Source organism: Streptacidiphilus sp. EB103A, from assembly GCF_041261405.1.
Taxonomy (GTDB): Bacteria; Actinomycetota; Actinomycetes; order Streptomycetales; family Streptomycetaceae; genus Streptacidiphilus.
Genome location: NZ_JBGCAQ010000038.1, coordinates 26,074 through 41,585, shown reverse-complemented (window position 1 = coordinate 41,585; position 15,512 = coordinate 26,074). Strand labels below are relative to the sequence as shown.

General features: G+C 69.8%; 15 protein-coding genes. 6 read left to right on the top strand and 9 right to left on the bottom strand.

What is annotated here, in order from left to right; all coding sequences use genetic code 11:
* Positions 1 to 646: 646 nt before the first annotated feature.
* The 6 genes from ABH941_RS39505 to ABH941_RS39480 form a co-directional block, all read right to left on the bottom strand.
* Positions 647 to 2,191: an NCS1 family nucleobase:cation symporter-1 gene (locus tag ABH941_RS39505; protein ID WP_370136394.1), complete on the bottom strand. Its 1,545-nt coding sequence runs from the start codon at positions 2,189 to 2,191 to the stop codon at positions 647 to 649.
* A gap of 139 nt (positions 2,192 to 2,330) precedes the next feature.
* A complete protein-coding gene (locus tag ABH941_RS39500) occupies positions 2,331 to 3,401 on the bottom strand; it encodes a TIGR03842 family LLM class F420-dependent oxidoreductase (protein WP_370136386.1) in 1,071 nt (356 codons plus the stop codon).
* Between the two features lie 50 nt (positions 3,402 to 3,451).
* Positions 3,452 to 4,855, bottom strand: a complete 1,404-nt coding sequence (gene hydA / locus ABH941_RS39495) for a dihydropyrimidinase (RefSeq protein WP_370136405.1) — start codon at positions 4,853 to 4,855, stop codon at positions 3,452 to 3,454.
* A 12-nt stretch (positions 4,856 to 4,867) separates the two neighbouring features.
* Positions 4,868 to 6,202, bottom strand: coding sequence for an aspartate aminotransferase family protein (locus ABH941_RS39490; RefSeq protein ID WP_370136379.1), 1,335 nt, complete (start codon positions 6,200 to 6,202; stop codon positions 4,868 to 4,870).
* 7 nt (positions 6,203 to 6,209) lie between these two features.
* Positions 6,210 to 7,061 (bottom strand): nitrilase-related carbon-nitrogen hydrolase, encoded by an 852-nt coding sequence (locus ABH941_RS39485; RefSeq protein ID WP_370136375.1) that lies wholly within the window; start codon positions 7,059 to 7,061, stop codon positions 6,210 to 6,212.
* 143 nt (positions 7,062 to 7,204) lie between these two features.
* Positions 7,205 to 7,885 carry a TetR/AcrR family transcriptional regulator gene (locus ABH941_RS39480; RefSeq protein WP_370136372.1) on the bottom strand — a complete coding sequence of 227 codons (681 nt, stop codon included), beginning with the start codon at positions 7,883 to 7,885 and terminating at the stop codon, positions 7,205 to 7,207.
* Positions 7,886 to 7,968: 83 nt separating this feature from the next.
* Between ABH941_RS39480 and ABH941_RS39475 the strand changes: the two genes are divergently transcribed.
* The 4 genes from ABH941_RS39475 to ABH941_RS39460 are packed head-to-tail and all read left to right on the top strand — an operon-like array spanning position 7,969 to position 12,284.
* Positions 7,969 to 8,790 (top strand): acetoacetate decarboxylase family protein, encoded by an 822-nt coding sequence (locus ABH941_RS39475; RefSeq protein WP_370136369.1) that lies wholly within the window; start codon positions 7,969 to 7,971, stop codon positions 8,788 to 8,790.
* Positions 8,790 to 9,686 carry an SDR family NAD(P)-dependent oxidoreductase gene (locus tag ABH941_RS39470; protein ID WP_370136365.1) on the top strand — a complete coding sequence of 299 codons (897 nt, stop codon included), beginning with the start codon at positions 8,790 to 8,792 and terminating at the stop codon, positions 9,684 to 9,686. The genes ABH941_RS39475 and ABH941_RS39470 overlap by 1 nt, the downstream gene beginning before the upstream one ends.
* 19 nt (positions 9,687 to 9,705) lie before the next feature.
* Entirely contained in the window at positions 9,706 to 11,031 is a 1,326-nt protein-coding gene (locus ABH941_RS39465) for an amidohydrolase family protein (RefSeq protein ID WP_370136362.1), read from the top strand.
* The gene (locus ABH941_RS39460; RefSeq protein WP_370136359.1) at positions 11,028 to 12,284 is read left to right on the top strand and encodes an amidohydrolase family protein; all 1,257 of its coding nucleotides are present in this window, start codon (positions 11,028 to 11,030) and stop codon (positions 12,282 to 12,284) included. The genes ABH941_RS39465 and ABH941_RS39460 overlap by 4 nt, the downstream gene beginning before the upstream one ends.
* A 36-nt stretch (positions 12,285 to 12,320) precedes the next feature.
* On the opposite strand, the gene ABH941_RS39455 is transcribed toward ABH941_RS39460, so the two are convergent.
* Both ABH941_RS39455 and ABH941_RS39450 read right to left on the bottom strand, forming a co-directional pair.
* Complete coding sequence (locus tag ABH941_RS39455) at positions 12,321 to 12,719, bottom strand: PIN domain-containing protein (protein WP_370136354.1); 399 nt, start codon at positions 12,717 to 12,719, stop codon at positions 12,321 to 12,323.
* Positions 12,716 to 13,024 (bottom strand): hypothetical protein, encoded by a 309-nt coding sequence (locus tag ABH941_RS39450; RefSeq protein WP_370136348.1) that lies wholly within the window; start codon positions 13,022 to 13,024, stop codon positions 12,716 to 12,718. Before ABH941_RS39450 ends, ABH941_RS39455 begins: the two co-directional genes overlap by 4 nt.
* A gap of 112 nt (positions 13,025 to 13,136) precedes the next feature.
* On the opposite strand from ABH941_RS39450, the gene ABH941_RS39445 reads away from it, so the two are divergent.
* Positions 13,137 to 14,018, top strand: coding sequence for a sterol desaturase family protein (locus ABH941_RS39445; protein ID WP_370136346.1), 882 nt, complete (start codon positions 13,137 to 13,139; stop codon positions 14,016 to 14,018).
* Positions 14,015 to 14,686, top strand: coding sequence for a lysoplasmalogenase (locus ABH941_RS39440; protein WP_370136340.1), 672 nt, complete (start codon positions 14,015 to 14,017; stop codon positions 14,684 to 14,686). Before ABH941_RS39445 ends, ABH941_RS39440 begins: the two co-directional genes overlap by 4 nt.
* On the opposite strand, the gene ABH941_RS39435 is transcribed toward ABH941_RS39440, so the two are convergent.
* The gene (locus ABH941_RS39435; protein ID WP_370136337.1) at positions 14,611 to 15,441 is read right to left on the bottom strand and encodes an exodeoxyribonuclease III; all 831 of its coding nucleotides are present in this window, start codon (positions 15,439 to 15,441) and stop codon (positions 14,611 to 14,613) included. The genes ABH941_RS39440 and ABH941_RS39435 overlap by 76 nt on opposite strands.
* Between the last annotated feature and the right edge of the window lie 71 nt (positions 15,442 to 15,512).

Below are 15,512 nucleotides of genomic sequence, written 5' to 3'. Positions count from 1 at the left end.
TCATCCTCGCCGCCCACTCACGACGCACCACAACCACCCACCCCACCAACAACGACCCCTGGACGATCACCAGCTACGAAAATCTTGTATGAGCCTGCATTTTGGGTCACTTGATCTACTTTTGGGTCACTCGTCCGACAGACCACGCCCGCTATGTCCGGGTTTGGCGTCGCGGGAGTGACCCGAATGTATGGGCAGTGACCCGAAAAGCCCGGCCCGAGGGGGAACCGGGGTCACTTTTGGGACAAGGTGTCACTTGATCATGCCGCAATGCCCGAATTGCCCTGATCCTGGCGTACCAAAAACACCCCCGCGTCCCAAAAGTGACCCCGGTTCGCTCGAACCCCTCTCGCAGAACCGGTTCTCCCCCCACCCCGCGACCCCCAGCCCGGGAACGGCGCCCGGCCCAGACCCGGCTCCCCCGCTGCTGTTGGCCCGCGAGCAGAGCGAGCAACAGCAACAAGCCACGGACGGGGGTGGGCGGCAACGGTGGCGCCATATAAGCCACCTACAGCTGCCGCAAACCCCGACCAACCCGCGCCCACCCACGACAGCTGCCGCCCCGACGGCGAGGCGGGGCGGCAGCGGCTCAGGGGCGACGGTCCGTCAGTCCGTCAGTTCGTCAGCCCGTCAGTTCGTCAGCCCGTCAGGTGGGTTCGCGTCGGTTGAGGCTGAAGAGGGTGTAGAGGATCAGCGAGGAGGCGAGGCCGACGGCCCAGCCGTAGTCGGCCAGTGGCTTGAGGAAGGGGATCAGGCCGTGCACCGGGAAGGGGCCCTGCTTGACGCCCTTGGCGTCCAGCGCGGAGTAGGAGCCGCCGACGGCGAGCACCGCCCCGACGACCAGGGCGACCACCGCCCGCCAGTTCCAGCCGCCCGTGTACCAGTAGCGTCCGCTCGCGCGGTAGAGCTCGTCCACGTGCAGGCTGGTGCGGCGCAGGATCCAGTAGTCGGCGATGAGGATGCCGGAGACCGTGCCGAGCAGGCCGCCGACGGTGCCGAGCCAGGTGAAGATGTAGACGTTGGGGTTGGAGTAGAGCTTCCACGGGAAGATCACGATGCCGATGACGCCGGTGATCAGGGCCCCGGTACGGAAGTTGACGAAGCGTGGGAGCAGGTGCGCGAGGTCGTAGGCCGGGCTGACCACATTGGCCGCGATGTTGGTGGAGAGGGTCGCGACCAGCACCACCAGCAGCGCGAACAGGGTGCCCGGGATGCTGCTCATCTTCCCGGCGAGCTCGATCGGGTCCCAGATCGGGGCGCCGTAGACGGCCTGCGAGCCCGAGGTGACCAGCACCGACAGCAGTGCGAAGAGGGTCATCGTGGTGGGCAGGCCCAGGGCCTGGCCCCAGAGTTGGGCGCGTTGGCTGCCGCCGAACCGGGTGAAGTCGGGGATGTTCAGCGAAAGCGTGGACCAGAAGCCGATCATGCCCATCAGCGAGGGGAAGAAGACCTTCCAGAAGCCGCTCCCCCAGCCAAGCGTCGACGGCTGGTTCAGCAGCGGGCCGAACCCGCCGGCCTTGACGGTGATCCACACCAGCAGCGCGATCGCGCCGACGATGACGAACGGCGCGGCCCAGTTCTCGAAGCGGCGCAGGGTCTCCATGCCGCGGGCGATGATGGCGATCTCCAGCACCCAGAACAGCAGGAACGACAGCCACAGCGTCCAGGCGTAGCCGCCGATCTGGGAGGCGTTCGCCCAGCCGTGGCCGAACGCCTTCCCGGCCAGGACGAAGATGCCCGAGCCGCCGATCCAGGTCTGGATGCCGAACCAGGCGCAGGCCACCGCGGCCCGCATCATCGCCGGCAGGTTGGCCCCGCGCACCCCGAAGGAGGCCCGGGCGAAGACCGGGAAGGGGATCCCGTACTTCGTGCCGGCATGGCCGTTGAGCAGCATCGGCACCAGCACGATCAGGTTGCCGAGGGCGATGGTGAACACCGCCTGCTTCCAGTCCATGCCGAGGGCCACCAGGCCTGAGGCCAGTGTCCAGGAGGGGATGCAGTGGGACATCCCGATCCACAGGGCCATGTAGTTGTAGGTGGTCCAGTGCCGCTTCTCCAGCGGGACGGGGAGCAGGTCGCCGTTGGCGAAGCGGGGGTCGTCCAGGACGACGTCGGGGGCGAGCTCCACCCGGCCGTCAGGCGCGGTGAGCTGTCTGGAGGTCAGGTCGGCGGGCTGGGCGGTAGCGGACATAGGCACCTCGGATCGCGGGAGGCCGGTGCGGAGAGTCGGTGCGGAGAGTCAGTGCGGTGAAATGGTGCGGCTTGGCTGGTCGGACACACGCTAGCGCCGGAGTGTTTCGCTCGGGTTCGCCGTCTGGTACCCGCCCGTCTCAGGACGGCGACCCGCCGGCCTCGTGGGGGTTCGGGGGGTCGCTCCCCGGAAAATTGGAGTAGCTGAACGCCGGAATGACGGCGGATCCGTATGCGTCGATGGTGCTCTCGACGGCGTCGTGCATGGCGTAAACGGCGAACTGGTCGACGCCCAGGGCGCGCAGTTGCTCCAGCTTCTCCAGGTGTGCCTCGACCGGGCCGAGCAGGCAGAACCGGTCCACGATCTCGTCGGGGACGAAGGCGGTGTCGGGGTTGCCGGCGCGGCCGTGATGGCTGTAGTCGTAGCCGGCGCGGTCCTTGATGTAGTCGGTCAGCGCCTCAGGGACCATGTCCGAGTGCTCGCCGTAGCGGCTGACCAGGTCGGCGACGTGGTTGCCGACCATGCCACCGAACCAGCGGCTCTGCTCCCGGGCGTGGGCGAGCTGCTCGTCGCTGCCGTCGGTGACATAGGCCGGGGCGGCGACGCAGATGCTGATCGAGTCGGGGTCGCGGCCGGCCTGCTCGGCGGCGTTGCGGACCGCCTTGACCATCCACTCGGTGAGGAAGGGGTCGGCCAGCTGCAGGATGAAACCGTCGGCCTGACGGCCGGTCAGTTCCAGCGCCTTGGGCCCGTAGGCGCCCATCCAGATCGGGAGCGCGCCGTCCTTGACCCAGGGCAGCCGCATCATGGTGCCGTCGATCTCGGTCTCGCGGCCCTCGGCGAGTTCCTTGATGGCGTGCATGGCCTCACCGAGGCGGGCCAGGGTGGCCGGCTTGCGCCCGGCCACCCGCATCGCCGAGTCGCCCCGGCCGATGCCGCAGACGGTGCGGTTGCCGTAGGTGTCGTTGAGGGTGGCGAAGAGGGAGGCGGTCACCTCCCAGGTGCGGGTGGACGGGTTGGTGACCATCGGGCCCACGGTCATCCGCTCGGTCTCGGCGAGGATCCGGGCGTAGGTGACGAAGGGCTCCTGCCACAGCACCACCGAGTCGAAGGTCCAGCCGTAACCGAATCCGGCCGACTCGGCCCGCTTCATCCGGTCGATCAGCAGCTGGGCGGGTGGGTCCGTCTGCAGTACGAGGCCGAAGTCCATGCTGTCGCTCCATTCCTGAGTTTCTGCCAGATGATCCAGATGATGCTGCGTCAGATCAGATACTGCGAGGTGCCTCGCGGCAGGTACGTCCCGTGGCCGGGACGGCCGACGTACTCGCCGTCGTGGATCACTGCAGCGCCGCGGGAGAGCACGGTGCGGGCCCTGCCGGTGATCTGCTTGCCCTCGTACGCCGAGTAGTCGACGTTCATGTGGTGGGTGGCGGCGGACATGGTGTACCGCTCGTGCGGGTCGAAGATGACGATGTCGGCGTCGGCGCCCGGGGCGATGGTGCCCTTGCGCGGGTAGAGGCCGAACATCCGGGCCGGGGTGGCGCAGGCCAGCTCGATCCAGCGGCGGCGGGAGAGGTGCCCGTCCAGGACCGCCTGGTGCAGCAGGTCCATCCGGTTCTCGACGCCCGGCAGCCCGTTGGGGATCTTGGAGAAGTCGCCCCGGCCCAGCTCCTTCTGCCCGTTGAAGCAGAACGGGCAGTGGTCGGTGGAGACCACCGAGAGGTCGTCGGTGCGCAGCCCGCGCCACAGCGCGGCCTGGTGCTCGCGGGGCCGCAGCGGGGTGCTGCAGACGTACTTGGCGCCCTCGAAGTCGGGCTCCGCCAGGTTGTCGGTGGAAAGGAACAGGTACTGCGGACAGGTCTCGCCGAAGACGTTCAGCCCGAGCCGCCGCGCGGCGGCGATCTCGGCGACGGCCTGCTCGGCGGAGACGTGGACGATGTAGAGCGGCGCGCCGCCGGCCACCCGGGAGAGCTGGATGGCCCGGTGGGTGGCCTCGGCCTCCAGCAGCTCGCGGCGCACCTCGCCGTGGTAGCGCGGGTCGGTGCGTCCGGCCGCCAGCGCCTGTTCGACCAGCACGTCGATGGCGATGCCGTTCTCAGCGTGCATCATGATCAGGCCGCCGTTGTCGCCACCGCGCTGCATGGCGCGCAGGATGCGGCCGTCGTCGCTGTAGAAGACGCCGGGGTAGGCCATGAACAGCTTGAAGGAGGTCACGCCCTCCTCGACCAGGATGTCCATCTCCTTGAGGGAGTCCTCGGTGACATCCGACATGATCATGTGCAGGCCGTAGTCGATGGAGCAGTTGCCCTCGGCCTTGGTGTGCCAGGTGTCCAGGCCGTCGCGCAGGGAGCGGCCGACGGACTGGACGGCGAAGTCGATGATGGTGGTGGTGCCGCCCCAGGCGGCGGCGCGGGTGCCGGTCTCGAAGGTGTCCGAGGCGGCGGTGCCGCCGAAGGGCAGCTCCATATGGGTGTGTGCGTCGACGCCGCCGGGGATGACATAGCGCCCGGTGGCGTCGTACTCGGTCTCCGCGGTCCAGGCCTGGGCGGCGGAGCTGCCGGTCGCGGCGAGGGCGACCACCCGTTCGCCCTCGATCAGGACGTCGGCGTGGACCTCCTCTGCGGCGGTGATGACCAGGCCGTTGCGGATCACGGTGCGGGGCAGGGACACGGTGGGTCAACTCCCTTCGATGACGGTGCTCTCGGCGCGGCGCAGCGCCTCGATCAGCAGGTCGGCGCCCTCGACGGCCTCGGCCTCGGTGAGCGACAGCGGCGGGGCGATCCGCAGGACGTTGCCGGACAGGCCGCCCTTGCCGATGAGCAGACCCAGCTCCCGGGCGTGCTCCAGGGCGGCTGTGGCGGCGGCGGGCGAGGGCTCGCCGTCCGCGTCGACCAGTTCGACGCCGATCATCAGGCCCTTGCCGCGGACCTCCCTGACCAGCGGGAGATCCGCCACGCGCAGCTGCTCGACCAGGGTGGCGCCGGTGTGCAGGGCGTTGCCCTGCAGGTCGTGCTCCAGCAGGTAGCGGAGGTTGGCGAGGGCCCCGGCGGTGGTGACCGGGCTGCCGCCGAAGGTGGAGATGGAGTTGGCGTCCAGGCAGTCCATCACCTCGGCGCGGGCCACCACCCCGCCCATGGCCAGGCCGTTGCCGATGCCCTTGGCGAAGGTGAGGATGTCGGGCGGCCCGGCCTCGCCGTGGGCCTGCCAGCCCCAGAAGTGGTCACCGGTACGGCCCCATCCGGTCTGCACCTCGTCCGAGATCCAGAGGATGCCGTGCCGGTCGAGCACCCGCTTGAAGGCGGCGAACAGCCCGTCGGGCCCGTGGGTGAAGCCGCCGACGCCCTGGATCGGCTCGGCGATCAGCGCCGCGACACTCCCGCCGACCTGGCCCAGCAGGTCCTCCAGGTCCTCGGTGCAGGCGGCGATGAAGTCGGCGTCCGAGAGGTGCGCGAACGGGCCTCGGGTGCGGACCCCGCCGTGGACGTAGAGGGTCTGCAGCGGGGAGAGGCTGGTCGGCGACCAGGCGCCGTTGCCGGTGATGCCGATGGTGGTGAAGGAACGGCCGTGGTAGCTGTTCCGCATCGCCAGCACCTGGTTGGAGTGCCGGTAGGCGGTGGCCAGCAGCAGGGCGGCGTCATTGGCCTCGGTGCCGGAGGTGGTGAAGAAGACCTTGGCGTCCGGGATCCCGGAGAGACCGGCGATCTGTTCCGCCAGCTCGACCATGCCCGAGGAGAGGTAGAGCGTGGAGGAGTGGATGATCCTCCCGGCCTGCTCGGCGACGGCCTTGGTGACCTCCGGCAGCGCGTGGGCGGTCATGGTGGTGAGGATGCCGCCGAAGAAGTCCAGGTAGCGGTTGCCGGCCGAGTCCCACACATGCCGGCCCTCACCGTGGGTGAGCTCGATCGGGTCGCTGTAGTACGTGGCCAGCCAGGCGGGGGTGACGGCGCGGTGGCGCTGGTAAAGGGTCTGGGTCGGGGTCGGCGTTTCTGATGCGCGGCTCTCTTCGGACATGGTCGGCTCAGGCCTCCGCGAGCGAGCCGTAGGCGTCCGGGCGCCGGTCCCGGTAGAAGGCCCACTGATGGCGGACCTCCTCGATCAGGCCGAAGTCCAGGTCGCGCACGACCAGCTCCTCCTCCTTGTCGGAGGCCGGCTCGCCGACGAACTGGCCGCGCGGGTCCACGAAGTAGCTGGTGCCGTAGAAGTCGTTGTCGCCGTACTCCTCGACGCCGACCCGGTTGATCGCGGCGACGAAGTACTCGTTGGCCACGGCGGCGGCCGGCTGCTCCAGCTGCCACAGGTAGGCGGACAGGCCCCGGCTGGTGGCGGAGGGGTTGTAGACCAGCTGCGCCCCGGCCAGGCCGAGCGCCCGCCAGCCCTCGGGGAAGTGCCGGTCGTAGCAGATGTAGACGCCGATCCGGCCGACGGCGGTGTCGAACACCGGCCAGCCCAGGTTGCCGGGCTTGAAGTAGTACTTCTCCCAGAAGCCCTTGACCTGCGGAATGTGGTGCTTGCGGTACTTGCCGAGGTAGCTGCCGTCGGCGTCGATCACGGCTGCCGTGTTGTAGTAGACACCGGGCTGCTCGACCTCGTACACCGGCACCACGATGACCATGTTGAGCTCGCGGGCCAGGTCCTGCATCCGGGTCACAGTCGGCCCGTCCGGCACGGCCTCGGCCCAGGCGTAGTGCTCCTCCTCCTGTACCTGACAGAAGTACGGAGCATTGAAGACCTCTTGGAACCCGATGATCTGCGCGCCCTGGGCGGCGGCCTCACGGGCGTAGCGCTCGTGCAGGTCGATCATGGAAGCGCTGTCGCCGGTCCACCTGGTCTGGACGAGTGCGGCGCGGACGATCTGAGCGGGGTTGGTCATGACACACCCTCACCTTCTACCGACGGGCTGACATATCGACCCGCATGTCTACGTGCGTAGACCGTAGGACGATCAACACAATCCTGGCAATACGTCGGGCGTAACACAGCGAAGACATTCGTGTTTCCCGCAACACCTGCAGATCACTCCTTTGGACGCGGGAAACCCCAGAGCGAGGCGATCAGCGCTCGCGTGGAGCGCTCGAAGAGCCGCTCGGGGTCCGGGGCCCCGGCCAGGGTCGCGGCCAGGGCCGGGTCCTGCTCCGCCGTCTCCTCGTCCCACAGCTCCGGCTCCCCCGGCTGCTGCCGCGGCGCGCGGTCGCGGTTGCGCTCCACCAGGACGAAGCCGACGACATGGAACTGCAGCACCCGGACCGCCTCGGCCGCCTCCGCCCCGCGCAGCCCCGCGGCGTGGGCCTCGTGCACCAGGGCGCGCTGCGCGGGCAGCATCATCAGCTCGGTCAGCCCGCGCTCGTGCACCAGCGCGATCAGATGCGGGCGCGCCCTGAGCTTGTGCCGCAGCGCCAGCGCGACGGACTCCGCCCGCGCCGCCGGGGTGGCGCCGTGCGCCTCGATCTGCCCCATCTCGGCGACGGTGCGCTGCACCAGCTCGTCCAGCAGCGCCTCCCGGTTCCCCACATGCCAGTAGATCGCGGTGACGGCGGCGCCCAGCTCCGCCGCGAGCTTGCGCATGGTCAGCGCCGCCGGGCCCCGGTCGCGCACCAGTGCCTCGGCGGCGAGCAGCACACCCTCGCGATCGATCGGCTGACGACCGCCCGACTGACGATTGCTCGACTGACGACCATCCGTCTGACGATCCGTCATCTTCCTTCGTCCTTCGGTCTTTACCCTTCGCGCCTTTCGGAGTAACAGTGTTACAGACCTCAACGCAGCAAGGGAGAACAGCCATGGCACGCGTACGGTACGGTCCGCGCACCGAAGCCGACATCGCCGCGACGAAGAGCAGCCGCGCCGTCCTCCCCGACATCTGGTCCACCGGTGTCGTCGCCGTCTGGGAGAGCGACCCGGACGCGGTGGCCCAGGTCCTCCCGCCGCCGCTGAAGCCGGCCGAGCGGGCCCTGGTCCGGGTCAACATCAGCCAGGTCGACCTGTTCGGATCGCCGCTCGGGGCCGGATCGTTCGCCGTAAGCGCGCAGCACGGCGCGCACACCGGCTGGTATCCGCTGGTGATGCCGATGACCACGGAGCGGGCGCTGATCGGCGGCCGGGAGGTGTTCGGCGAGCCCAAGAAGCTCGGCGAGGTGGCCGTGGTCCGCGACGGCGACCGGGTGAGCGCCACCCTGACCCGGCACGGGATCACCTTCGTCGAGGTGGTCGGCCGGGTCACCGGTGAACTGCCGCTCCCTGAGCCGGTGGAGAAGCTGGACTTCTACCTCAAGTTCCTGCCCGCCGTGGACGGTGAGGGCTTCGACCTGGATCCGGTGCTGGTGCACTGCACCCGCAACGAGCGGGTCCGGCGGCTGGAGTCCATCGACGGCGAGGTGATCCTGCGGGAGTCGGCGTTCGACCCGGTGGCAGACCTGCCGGTGCGCCGGCTGCTGGAGATCACCATCGGCGAGAAGACCTCGGACCAGCGCGGCCGGGTCGTGGAGCGGGTCAGCGCACAGGCGCTGCTGCCCTACGTCCACCAGCGCTACGACGACCCGATGCAGGTGCTGGACGCGCCTGCGGCCCCCGCGGCCCCTGCGGCGCCCACCGGGGGCCAGTGATGGAGCTGCTTCCCGGACAGGTGGCCGTGGTGACCGGCGCCGCGAGCGGCATCGGCCTGGCCATGGCGGAGCGCTTCGCCGCCGAGGGCCTCAAGGTCGTCCTCGGCGACGTCGAGGAGCCCGCGCTGGACAAGGCCGTCGCCGGTCTGCGCGAGCGCGGCGCGGAGGCGATCGGCGTGGTGACGGACGTGTCCGAGCGGGCCGGTGTGGACGGCATGGCCGACGCGGCGTACGGGACCTTCGGCGCGGTGCATGTGCTGTGCAACAACGCCGGGGTCGGCTCGGGCGCCGAGGGCCGGATGTGGGAGCACGAGCCCAACGACTGGAAGTGGGCCTTCGCGGTCAACGTCTGGGGCGTGTTCCACGGCATCCAGGCCTTCGTCCCCCGGATGCTGGCCGCCGGGGCGCCCGGACACATCGTCAACACCTCCTCGGGTGACGGCGGTATCGCCCCGCTGCCCACCGCCTCGGTGTACGCGGTGACCAAGGCCGCGGTGGTCACCATGACCGAGTCGCTCTACGCGCATCTGCGTGCCGAGCAGGCCGCCGTCAGCGCGTCAGTGCTCTTCCCCGGGCCGCACATGCTGCGCACCGGACTGTGGGAGTCGCACCGCAACCGCCCCGAGCGCTTCGCCAAGGAGCGGCCCCGGCGGACGCCGTACCGCAGCCTGGCGGGGTGGGAGGCGGCCATGGAGGCGGCCGGGCAACAGGTCGAGTTCACCCCGGTCGAGGAGGTGGCCGGGACGGTGGTGGACGGCATCCGCGCCGACCGCTTCTGGATGCTGCCCCCGAGCGAGCACAGCGACCGGGAGATCCGGGCCCGCTCGCAGTCGATGCTGGAGCGCAGCAATCCGACGTACCTGGAGAACTTCATCCAATGGGATGAAAAGGCATGAGCATCATCGGAGATGACTGATGACGACCCGTCAAGAAGGCTATTCGGACCCCTACCTGATCATCTCCTCGGACTGCCACGCCGGGCTGCCGACCGAGCAGTACCGCCCCTACCTGGAGTCCGCCCACCACGAGGCCTTCGACGGCTACCTCGCCGAGGCCGCACACCGGCGGGAGCAGGCGACCCGGCTCGGGGTGCGGAACGAGGCCTTCGCCCAGAAGTGGTTCGAGGAGCACAAGGAGGGCCTGCGCGGCGGCTGGGACGCGGCGCAGCGCGACAAGGAGCTGGACGGCGACGGCGTCGCCGGCGAGGTGGTGTTCCCCGACGCGGACGCCGTGGACAGCACCACCGCCGCCCCCTTCGGCGTCGGCCTGGGGCTGAGCGGGGACCAGGACCCGGTGCTGGGCATGGCCGGGGCCAAGGCCCACAACCGCTGGCTGGCGGAGTTCATCGCCGACAGCGCGGTGCCGGAGCGGCACGCCGGGGTGGCGCTGCTGCCGATCACCGCCGAGGTGGGGGCGGTCGTCGCGGAAGTGCGCCGGGCGCACGCCTCCGGGCTCCGCGCCATGATGATCCCCTCGATGTGGGTCAACGGGCCGCCGTACCACGACCGCCGCTACGACCCGGTCTGGGCCGTCTGCGAGGAGCTGCGGATGCCGGTGGTCACCCACTCCGGCGCGGCCCCGCACCATGAGTACGGCGACCACCTCGGGATCTATGTCACCGAGGTGACCTTCTGGCCGTCCCGCCCGCTGTGGTTCCTGCTCTGGTCGGGTGTGTTCGAGCGGTTCCCGGGACTGCGCTTCGGCGTGGCCGAGTCGGGCTGCTGGTGGCTGCCCAACCTGCTCTGGTTCATGGACCGGCTGTACCTGGGCGCGCACGGCGGCAAGAAGCTGTCGCCGTTCTCGGAGCTGACCATGGCGCCGAGTGCCTACGTCGACCGCAACTGCTTCATCGCCGCGACCAACACCAAGCGGCGCGAGCTGGCGCATCGCTACGAGATCGGTGTGGACGCCATCTGCTGGGGCAGCGACTTCCCGCACCCCGAGGGCACCTGGCCGAACACCCGGCAGTGGATGCGGACGGCCTTCCACGACATCCCGATCGGGGAGACCCGGCGAATGCTGGGACTGTCCTGCGCCGAGGTCTTCGGCTTCGACACCGACAGGCTGGCCCCGATCGCCCGCCGAATCGGCCCCACCCCCGCCGAGTTGGGCCAGCCCGAGGACCAGTCCGCGGTGGAGGCCGCCTGGGCGCCGGCCCGGGAGGTGGGCCGGCACTGGCTGACCGGACACGACTTCCCGTTCATCGGCACAGCCGCCCCGACCGAGGGGAGGACGCTGTGACGGACCGTCAAGAAGCCTTGGAGTCAGCTCCGGAGCGGTACACCGTCATCTCCGCCGACTGCCACGCCGGCGCGGACCTGCTGGACTACCGCCCCTACCTGGACTCCCGGCACCACGAGGCCTTCGACGCCTGGGCCGCGACCTACGTCAACCCCTTCACCGACCTCATGGCCGACGAGGCCGACCGCAACTGGGACTCCGACCGCCGGCTCGCCGAACTGGAGCAGGACGGCATCGTCGCGGAGGTGGTCTTCCCCAACACGGTCCCGCCGTTCTACCCCATCGGCTCCCTCACCGCACCGGTGCCCACTGCTGAGGAGTACCGCCTCCGCTGGGCCGGGCTGCAGGCCCACAACCGCTGGATGGCCGACTTCTGCTCGCTGGCGCCCGGCCGCCGGGCCGGGACCTTCCAGATCCTGCTCAACGACGTGGAGGCGGCCGCCGCCGAGGTCCGCCGCTGCCATGCGGCCGGGCTCACCGGCGGGGTGGTCCTGCCCGGCGTCCCGCCGGGATCCCCGGTGCCCGAGCTGTACTCGGCGGCGTACGACCCGCTGTGGGCGGTGTGCGCGGAGCTCGGCGTCCCGGTGAACCACCACGGCGGCTCGGCCGGACCGCTGCTGGGCGAGGAGCCGGCCGCACGGGCGGTGTTCATGGTGGAGACCACCTGGTTCTCCCACCGGGCGCTGTGGCATCTGATCTTCGGCGGCGCCTTCCGCCGCCATCCGGGCCTGCGACTGGTCCTCACCGAACAGGGCTCCGGCTGGATCCCGGGCGTGCTGGACATGCTGGACTACTACCACGGGCGGCTGGTCGGAGCGGCGACCAGGGCCGCGACGGCGGAGTCCAAGTTCGGGGCGGGCCTGGCCGAGGCGATGGGCGCCGGGCCGCGCGCGGTCTGGGAGGCCAACTGCTACGTCGGCGCGAGCTTCATGCGCGCCCACGAGGTGCCGCTGCGCGACCGGATCGGCCTCGACAAGATCATGTGGGGCAGCGACTTCCCCCATGACGAGGGCACCTGGCCCTACACCACCGAGGCCCTCCGCACCGCCTACGCCGGCCTGCCGTACGACGAGGTAGCCGCCATGGTCGGCGGCAACGCCGCCCACGTCTACGGCTTCGACCTCCCCACCCTCGACGCTCTGGCGGCCAAGGTCGGCCCCCTGGTCACCGACGTCGCCCAACCCCTCCCCACACCCCCACCGGGCGCCACCAGCCCGGCCTTCGCGACGGGAGGGTCGGTCCGGGTCTGGTGACAGCGGCCCATCCGCGGAGCCTGTCGTCTGCCCGAGCTACAAGCGGCGGAGCTGGATCCGGGGGTGCTTGCCCAGCAGTTGCGTCATGTCGTCGACGTCGCTGGTCAGGAGCGCGATGTTTCCGGGGCGCGCGAGAGCGGTGGCGGCGAGTATGGCGTCGATGGCGTACTTATGGCCGTGCAGCCCGGCACCGAGGAGCAGATCCGACGCTGTACCGGCGACGGCTTCCGTGACCGGCTCCACGGTGATCTTGGACAGGGTCCAGCGAAGGGCGGAGCGGTCGATCTTCGCGTGCACGATCTCGACCAGGATCGCGGCGCTGGTGACCACGGGGATGTCCTCCGCCCAAGCCGCCTGAACCCAGTTCTGCACCTCGCGGGTACGACGAACGGCCTGGGACAGCCCTTCGCTGTCCAGCATCAGGGCCTGGATCATGCGGCCGGATTGTTCTTCTGGCCGGACGTCTCGCCGCGCAGGAAAGCTCGCGCTTCCTCGACGGCCCGTTGGTCCGGCGGGCCGTTGACGGCCTCGAAGTCGTCCAGGAGCTCGCGCAGGTTGTCACGGGCGATTCGGCGCACGACTGCCTCCTCGACGTAGCGGGAGAACTCCCGCTTGCCGACCCGGGAGCGTACTGCCTCGACTGTGCCCTGATGCAGCGACGTACTGACCGTCACTGTCGGCCCTTCTCCCGGGGCGGCGCCGCCGTCTGGTGTCCACTTCGGTGCATCGGTTTCCGGCATGACCACACTCTAATGGAAAGTCTATGAATTGAGGGAGGCGACATGTTGGCAGCACCTACGCGTCGGTAACAACCTCTGTACAGGCGATCTCTCTCGCTCTACGCTCCCCTGCATGCCGAACCTGCCCGATGCCGTGCTCTGGTCCGTGCCCGCTTTCGTCCTGCTCACTGTCGTCGAGATCGTGTCGTTCCTGGTCCATCCGGACGAGGAGGAGCAGGGGTATGCCGGGAAGGACACCGCTACCAGCCTGACGATGGGGCTGGGAAGTCTGGTGACCAATCTCGGGTGGAAGATCCCGGCGTTCGCGCTGTACAACCTGGTGTACGCGCTGACGCCGTTGCGGGTGCCGGTGTTGTGGTGGACCACGGTGCCGTTGATGCTGCTGGGGCAGGACCTCTGTTACTACTGGTCGCACCGGAGTACGCATCGGGTGCGGCTGCTGTGGGCGCAGCATGTGGTGCACCATTCCAGCAGGCACTACAACCTGTCGACGGCGCTGCGGCAGCCGTGGACCGATCTGACCTTCGGGGTCTTCTATCTGCCGCTGGTGCTGCTCGGGGTCTCCCCCGCCGCCGTGGCGTTCTGCTCCTCCGTCAATCTGGTGTACCAGTTCTGGATCCACACCGAGCGGATCGACAGGCTGCCCCGGCCGCTGGAGTTCGTGCTGAACACCCCCTCGCACCACCGTGTGCACCATGCCTCGCAGGGCGGCTACCTGGACCGCAACTTCGGCGGGATCCTGATCGTCTGGGACCGGCTGTTCGGCAGCTTCACCGCCGAGGGCGACCGGCCCGTGTACGGGCTGACCAAGAACATCACCACCTTCAACCCGCTCCGGGTGGCCACCCACGAGTACGCCGCGATCGGCCGCGACCTGGCCGCCGCGCGCAACTGGCGCGAGCGCGCCGGGTATCTGTTCCGGGGTCCGGGGTGGCAGCCGGCGGACCTGACGGAGCGGCAGGCATCCACGCAGGAAGCCAGGGTCGCCGCGTGAGGCTGCGTGCGTACGCGGCGCTGTCCGTCGCCCATCTGGTGTTCATCCTGCTCGGCTGGGGCCTGGCCCGGGATATCAGCAAACCGTTGCTGATGCTCATACTGGCTGCGACTGTCGCTGCGGCCGCCCCGAGACTGCTGTTCTGCGCACTGATCGCGTCCTGCGCCGGGGACACTTTCCTGATATTCGGCGGCACCTGGTTCCTGCTCGGCATGGGCGGTTTCGCCGTGGCCCATGCCTGCTACGTCACCTGCTTCGTCCGCGGCGGCGCCCTGCGCGACCGCCGTCGGGTGCTGCGGACGGCGGCGCCGTATGCCGTGGTCTGGGCCGTGCTGATCACGCTGCTGTGGCCGGACCTGGACGCAGGGCTTCGCGTGCCGCTGGCCTGCTACAGCCTGCTGCTCACCGGCACCGCCGTGAGCTCCGCCTGCGCCGGGCTGCGCACCGGCTTGGGCGGCGGGCTGTTCCTGCTGTCGGACTCGCTCATCGCGAGCGGCCTGGCCCACTGGCCGCAGCTGCCGGTCGCGGACTTCTGGGTGATGACCAGCTACCTTGCGGGCCAGTACCTGCTCGCCACCGGCATCGCCGACCGTTACAGCGCCAGGTCGACGACGACCGGGGCGTGGTCGGACGTCCCCTTGCCCTTGCGGGCCTCGCGGTCGACGTAGGAGTCGGTGACCGCCTCCACGAAGGGCTTGTTGGCGTAGGTGAAGTCGATCCGCATGCCGTAGTTCTTGGGGAAGGCCAGCCCCCGGTAGTCCCAGAAGGTGTAGGGGTGGTCGTACTTGAGGGCGCGCGGGAAGACGTCCGCGAGGCCGACGTCCCGCAGATCCGCGAGCGCTTGCCGCTCCGGGGCGGTGACGTGGGTCTGTCCCTCGAACTTGGAGACGTCCCAGACGTCCTCGTCCGTGGGCGCCACATTGAAGTCGCCGAGCACCGCGAACGGACGCGCACCCGCCGTGTCCTCACGGACCGCCTCCCGCAGCGCGGCCAGCCACTCCAGCTTGTAGGCGTAGTGGGCGTGACCGACCTCGCGACCGTTGGGCACGTACACCGACCAGACCCGGACCGGGCCGCAGGTCGCGGCGATGGCCCGGGGCTCCTGTTCGGGCTCGAGCTCGATCAGCGAGGGCTCGGCGTCGGCGGCCGGATCGGCCAGGTAGCCCGGCTGGCCGGGGAGACCCCGCACCACGTCCTCGATGCCCACCTTGGAGAGGATCGCCACGCCGTTCCAGCGGCCGGTGCCGTGCGCCGCGGCCTCGTAGCCGAGCTCGCGCACCGCCTCATAGGGGAACGCGTCGGTGGCGCACTTCAGCTCTTGCAGGCAGAGCACATCGGGCGCGGCCGAGCCCAGCCATTCGAGCAGCTTGGGCAGCCGGGCGTTGACCGAGTTGATGTTCCAGGTGGCGACGCGGACGGTCATCGAGAGCTCTGCTTCCTTGCGATGGAGCGGCGGGCGGTGGGCCGACATCAACCTACCGCCCGCCACTGACA

What these genes read in the sequence shown, in the direction of transcription:
- ABH941_RS39490 (WP_370136379.1), bottom strand. Translation starts at nt 6,202, where the DNA reads ATGTCCGAAGAGAGCCGCGCATCAGAAACGCCGACCCCGACCCAGACC.
- ABH941_RS39465 (WP_370136362.1), top strand. Translation starts at nt 9,706, where the DNA reads ATGACGACCCGTCAAGAAGGCTATTCGGACCCCTACCTGATCATCTCC.
- ABH941_RS39445 (WP_370136346.1), top strand. Translation starts at nt 13,137, where the DNA reads ATGCCGAACCTGCCCGATGCCGTGCTCTGGTCCGTGCCCGCTTTCGTC.
- ABH941_RS39435 (WP_370136337.1), bottom strand. Translation starts at nt 15,441, where the DNA reads ATGACCGTCCGCGTCGCCACCTGGAACATCAACTCGGTCAACGCCCGG.
- ABH941_RS39470 (WP_370136365.1), top strand. Translation starts at nt 8,790, where the DNA reads ATGGAGCTGCTTCCCGGACAGGTGGCCGTGGTGACCGGCGCCGCGAGC.
- ABH941_RS39450 (WP_370136348.1), bottom strand. Translation starts at nt 13,024, where the DNA reads ATGCCGGAAACCGATGCACCGAAGTGGACACCAGACGGCGGCGCCGCC.
- ABH941_RS39485 (WP_370136375.1), bottom strand. Translation starts at nt 7,061, where the DNA reads ATGACCAACCCCGCTCAGATCGTCCGCGCCGCACTCGTCCAGACCAGG.
- ABH941_RS39475 (WP_370136369.1), top strand. Translation starts at nt 7,969, where the DNA reads ATGGCACGCGTACGGTACGGTCCGCGCACCGAAGCCGACATCGCCGCG.
- ABH941_RS39480 (WP_370136372.1), bottom strand. Translation starts at nt 7,885, where the DNA reads ATGACGGATCGTCAGACGGATGGTCGTCAGTCGAGCAATCGTCAGTCG.
- ABH941_RS39455 (WP_370136354.1), bottom strand. Translation starts at nt 12,719, where the DNA reads ATGATCCAGGCCCTGATGCTGGACAGCGAAGGGCTGTCCCAGGCCGTT.
- ABH941_RS39500 (WP_370136386.1), bottom strand. Translation starts at nt 3,401, where the DNA reads ATGGACTTCGGCCTCGTACTGCAGACGGACCCACCCGCCCAGCTGCTG.
- ABH941_RS39505 (WP_370136394.1), bottom strand. Translation starts at nt 2,191, where the DNA reads ATGTCCGCTACCGCCCAGCCCGCCGACCTGACCTCCAGACAGCTCACC.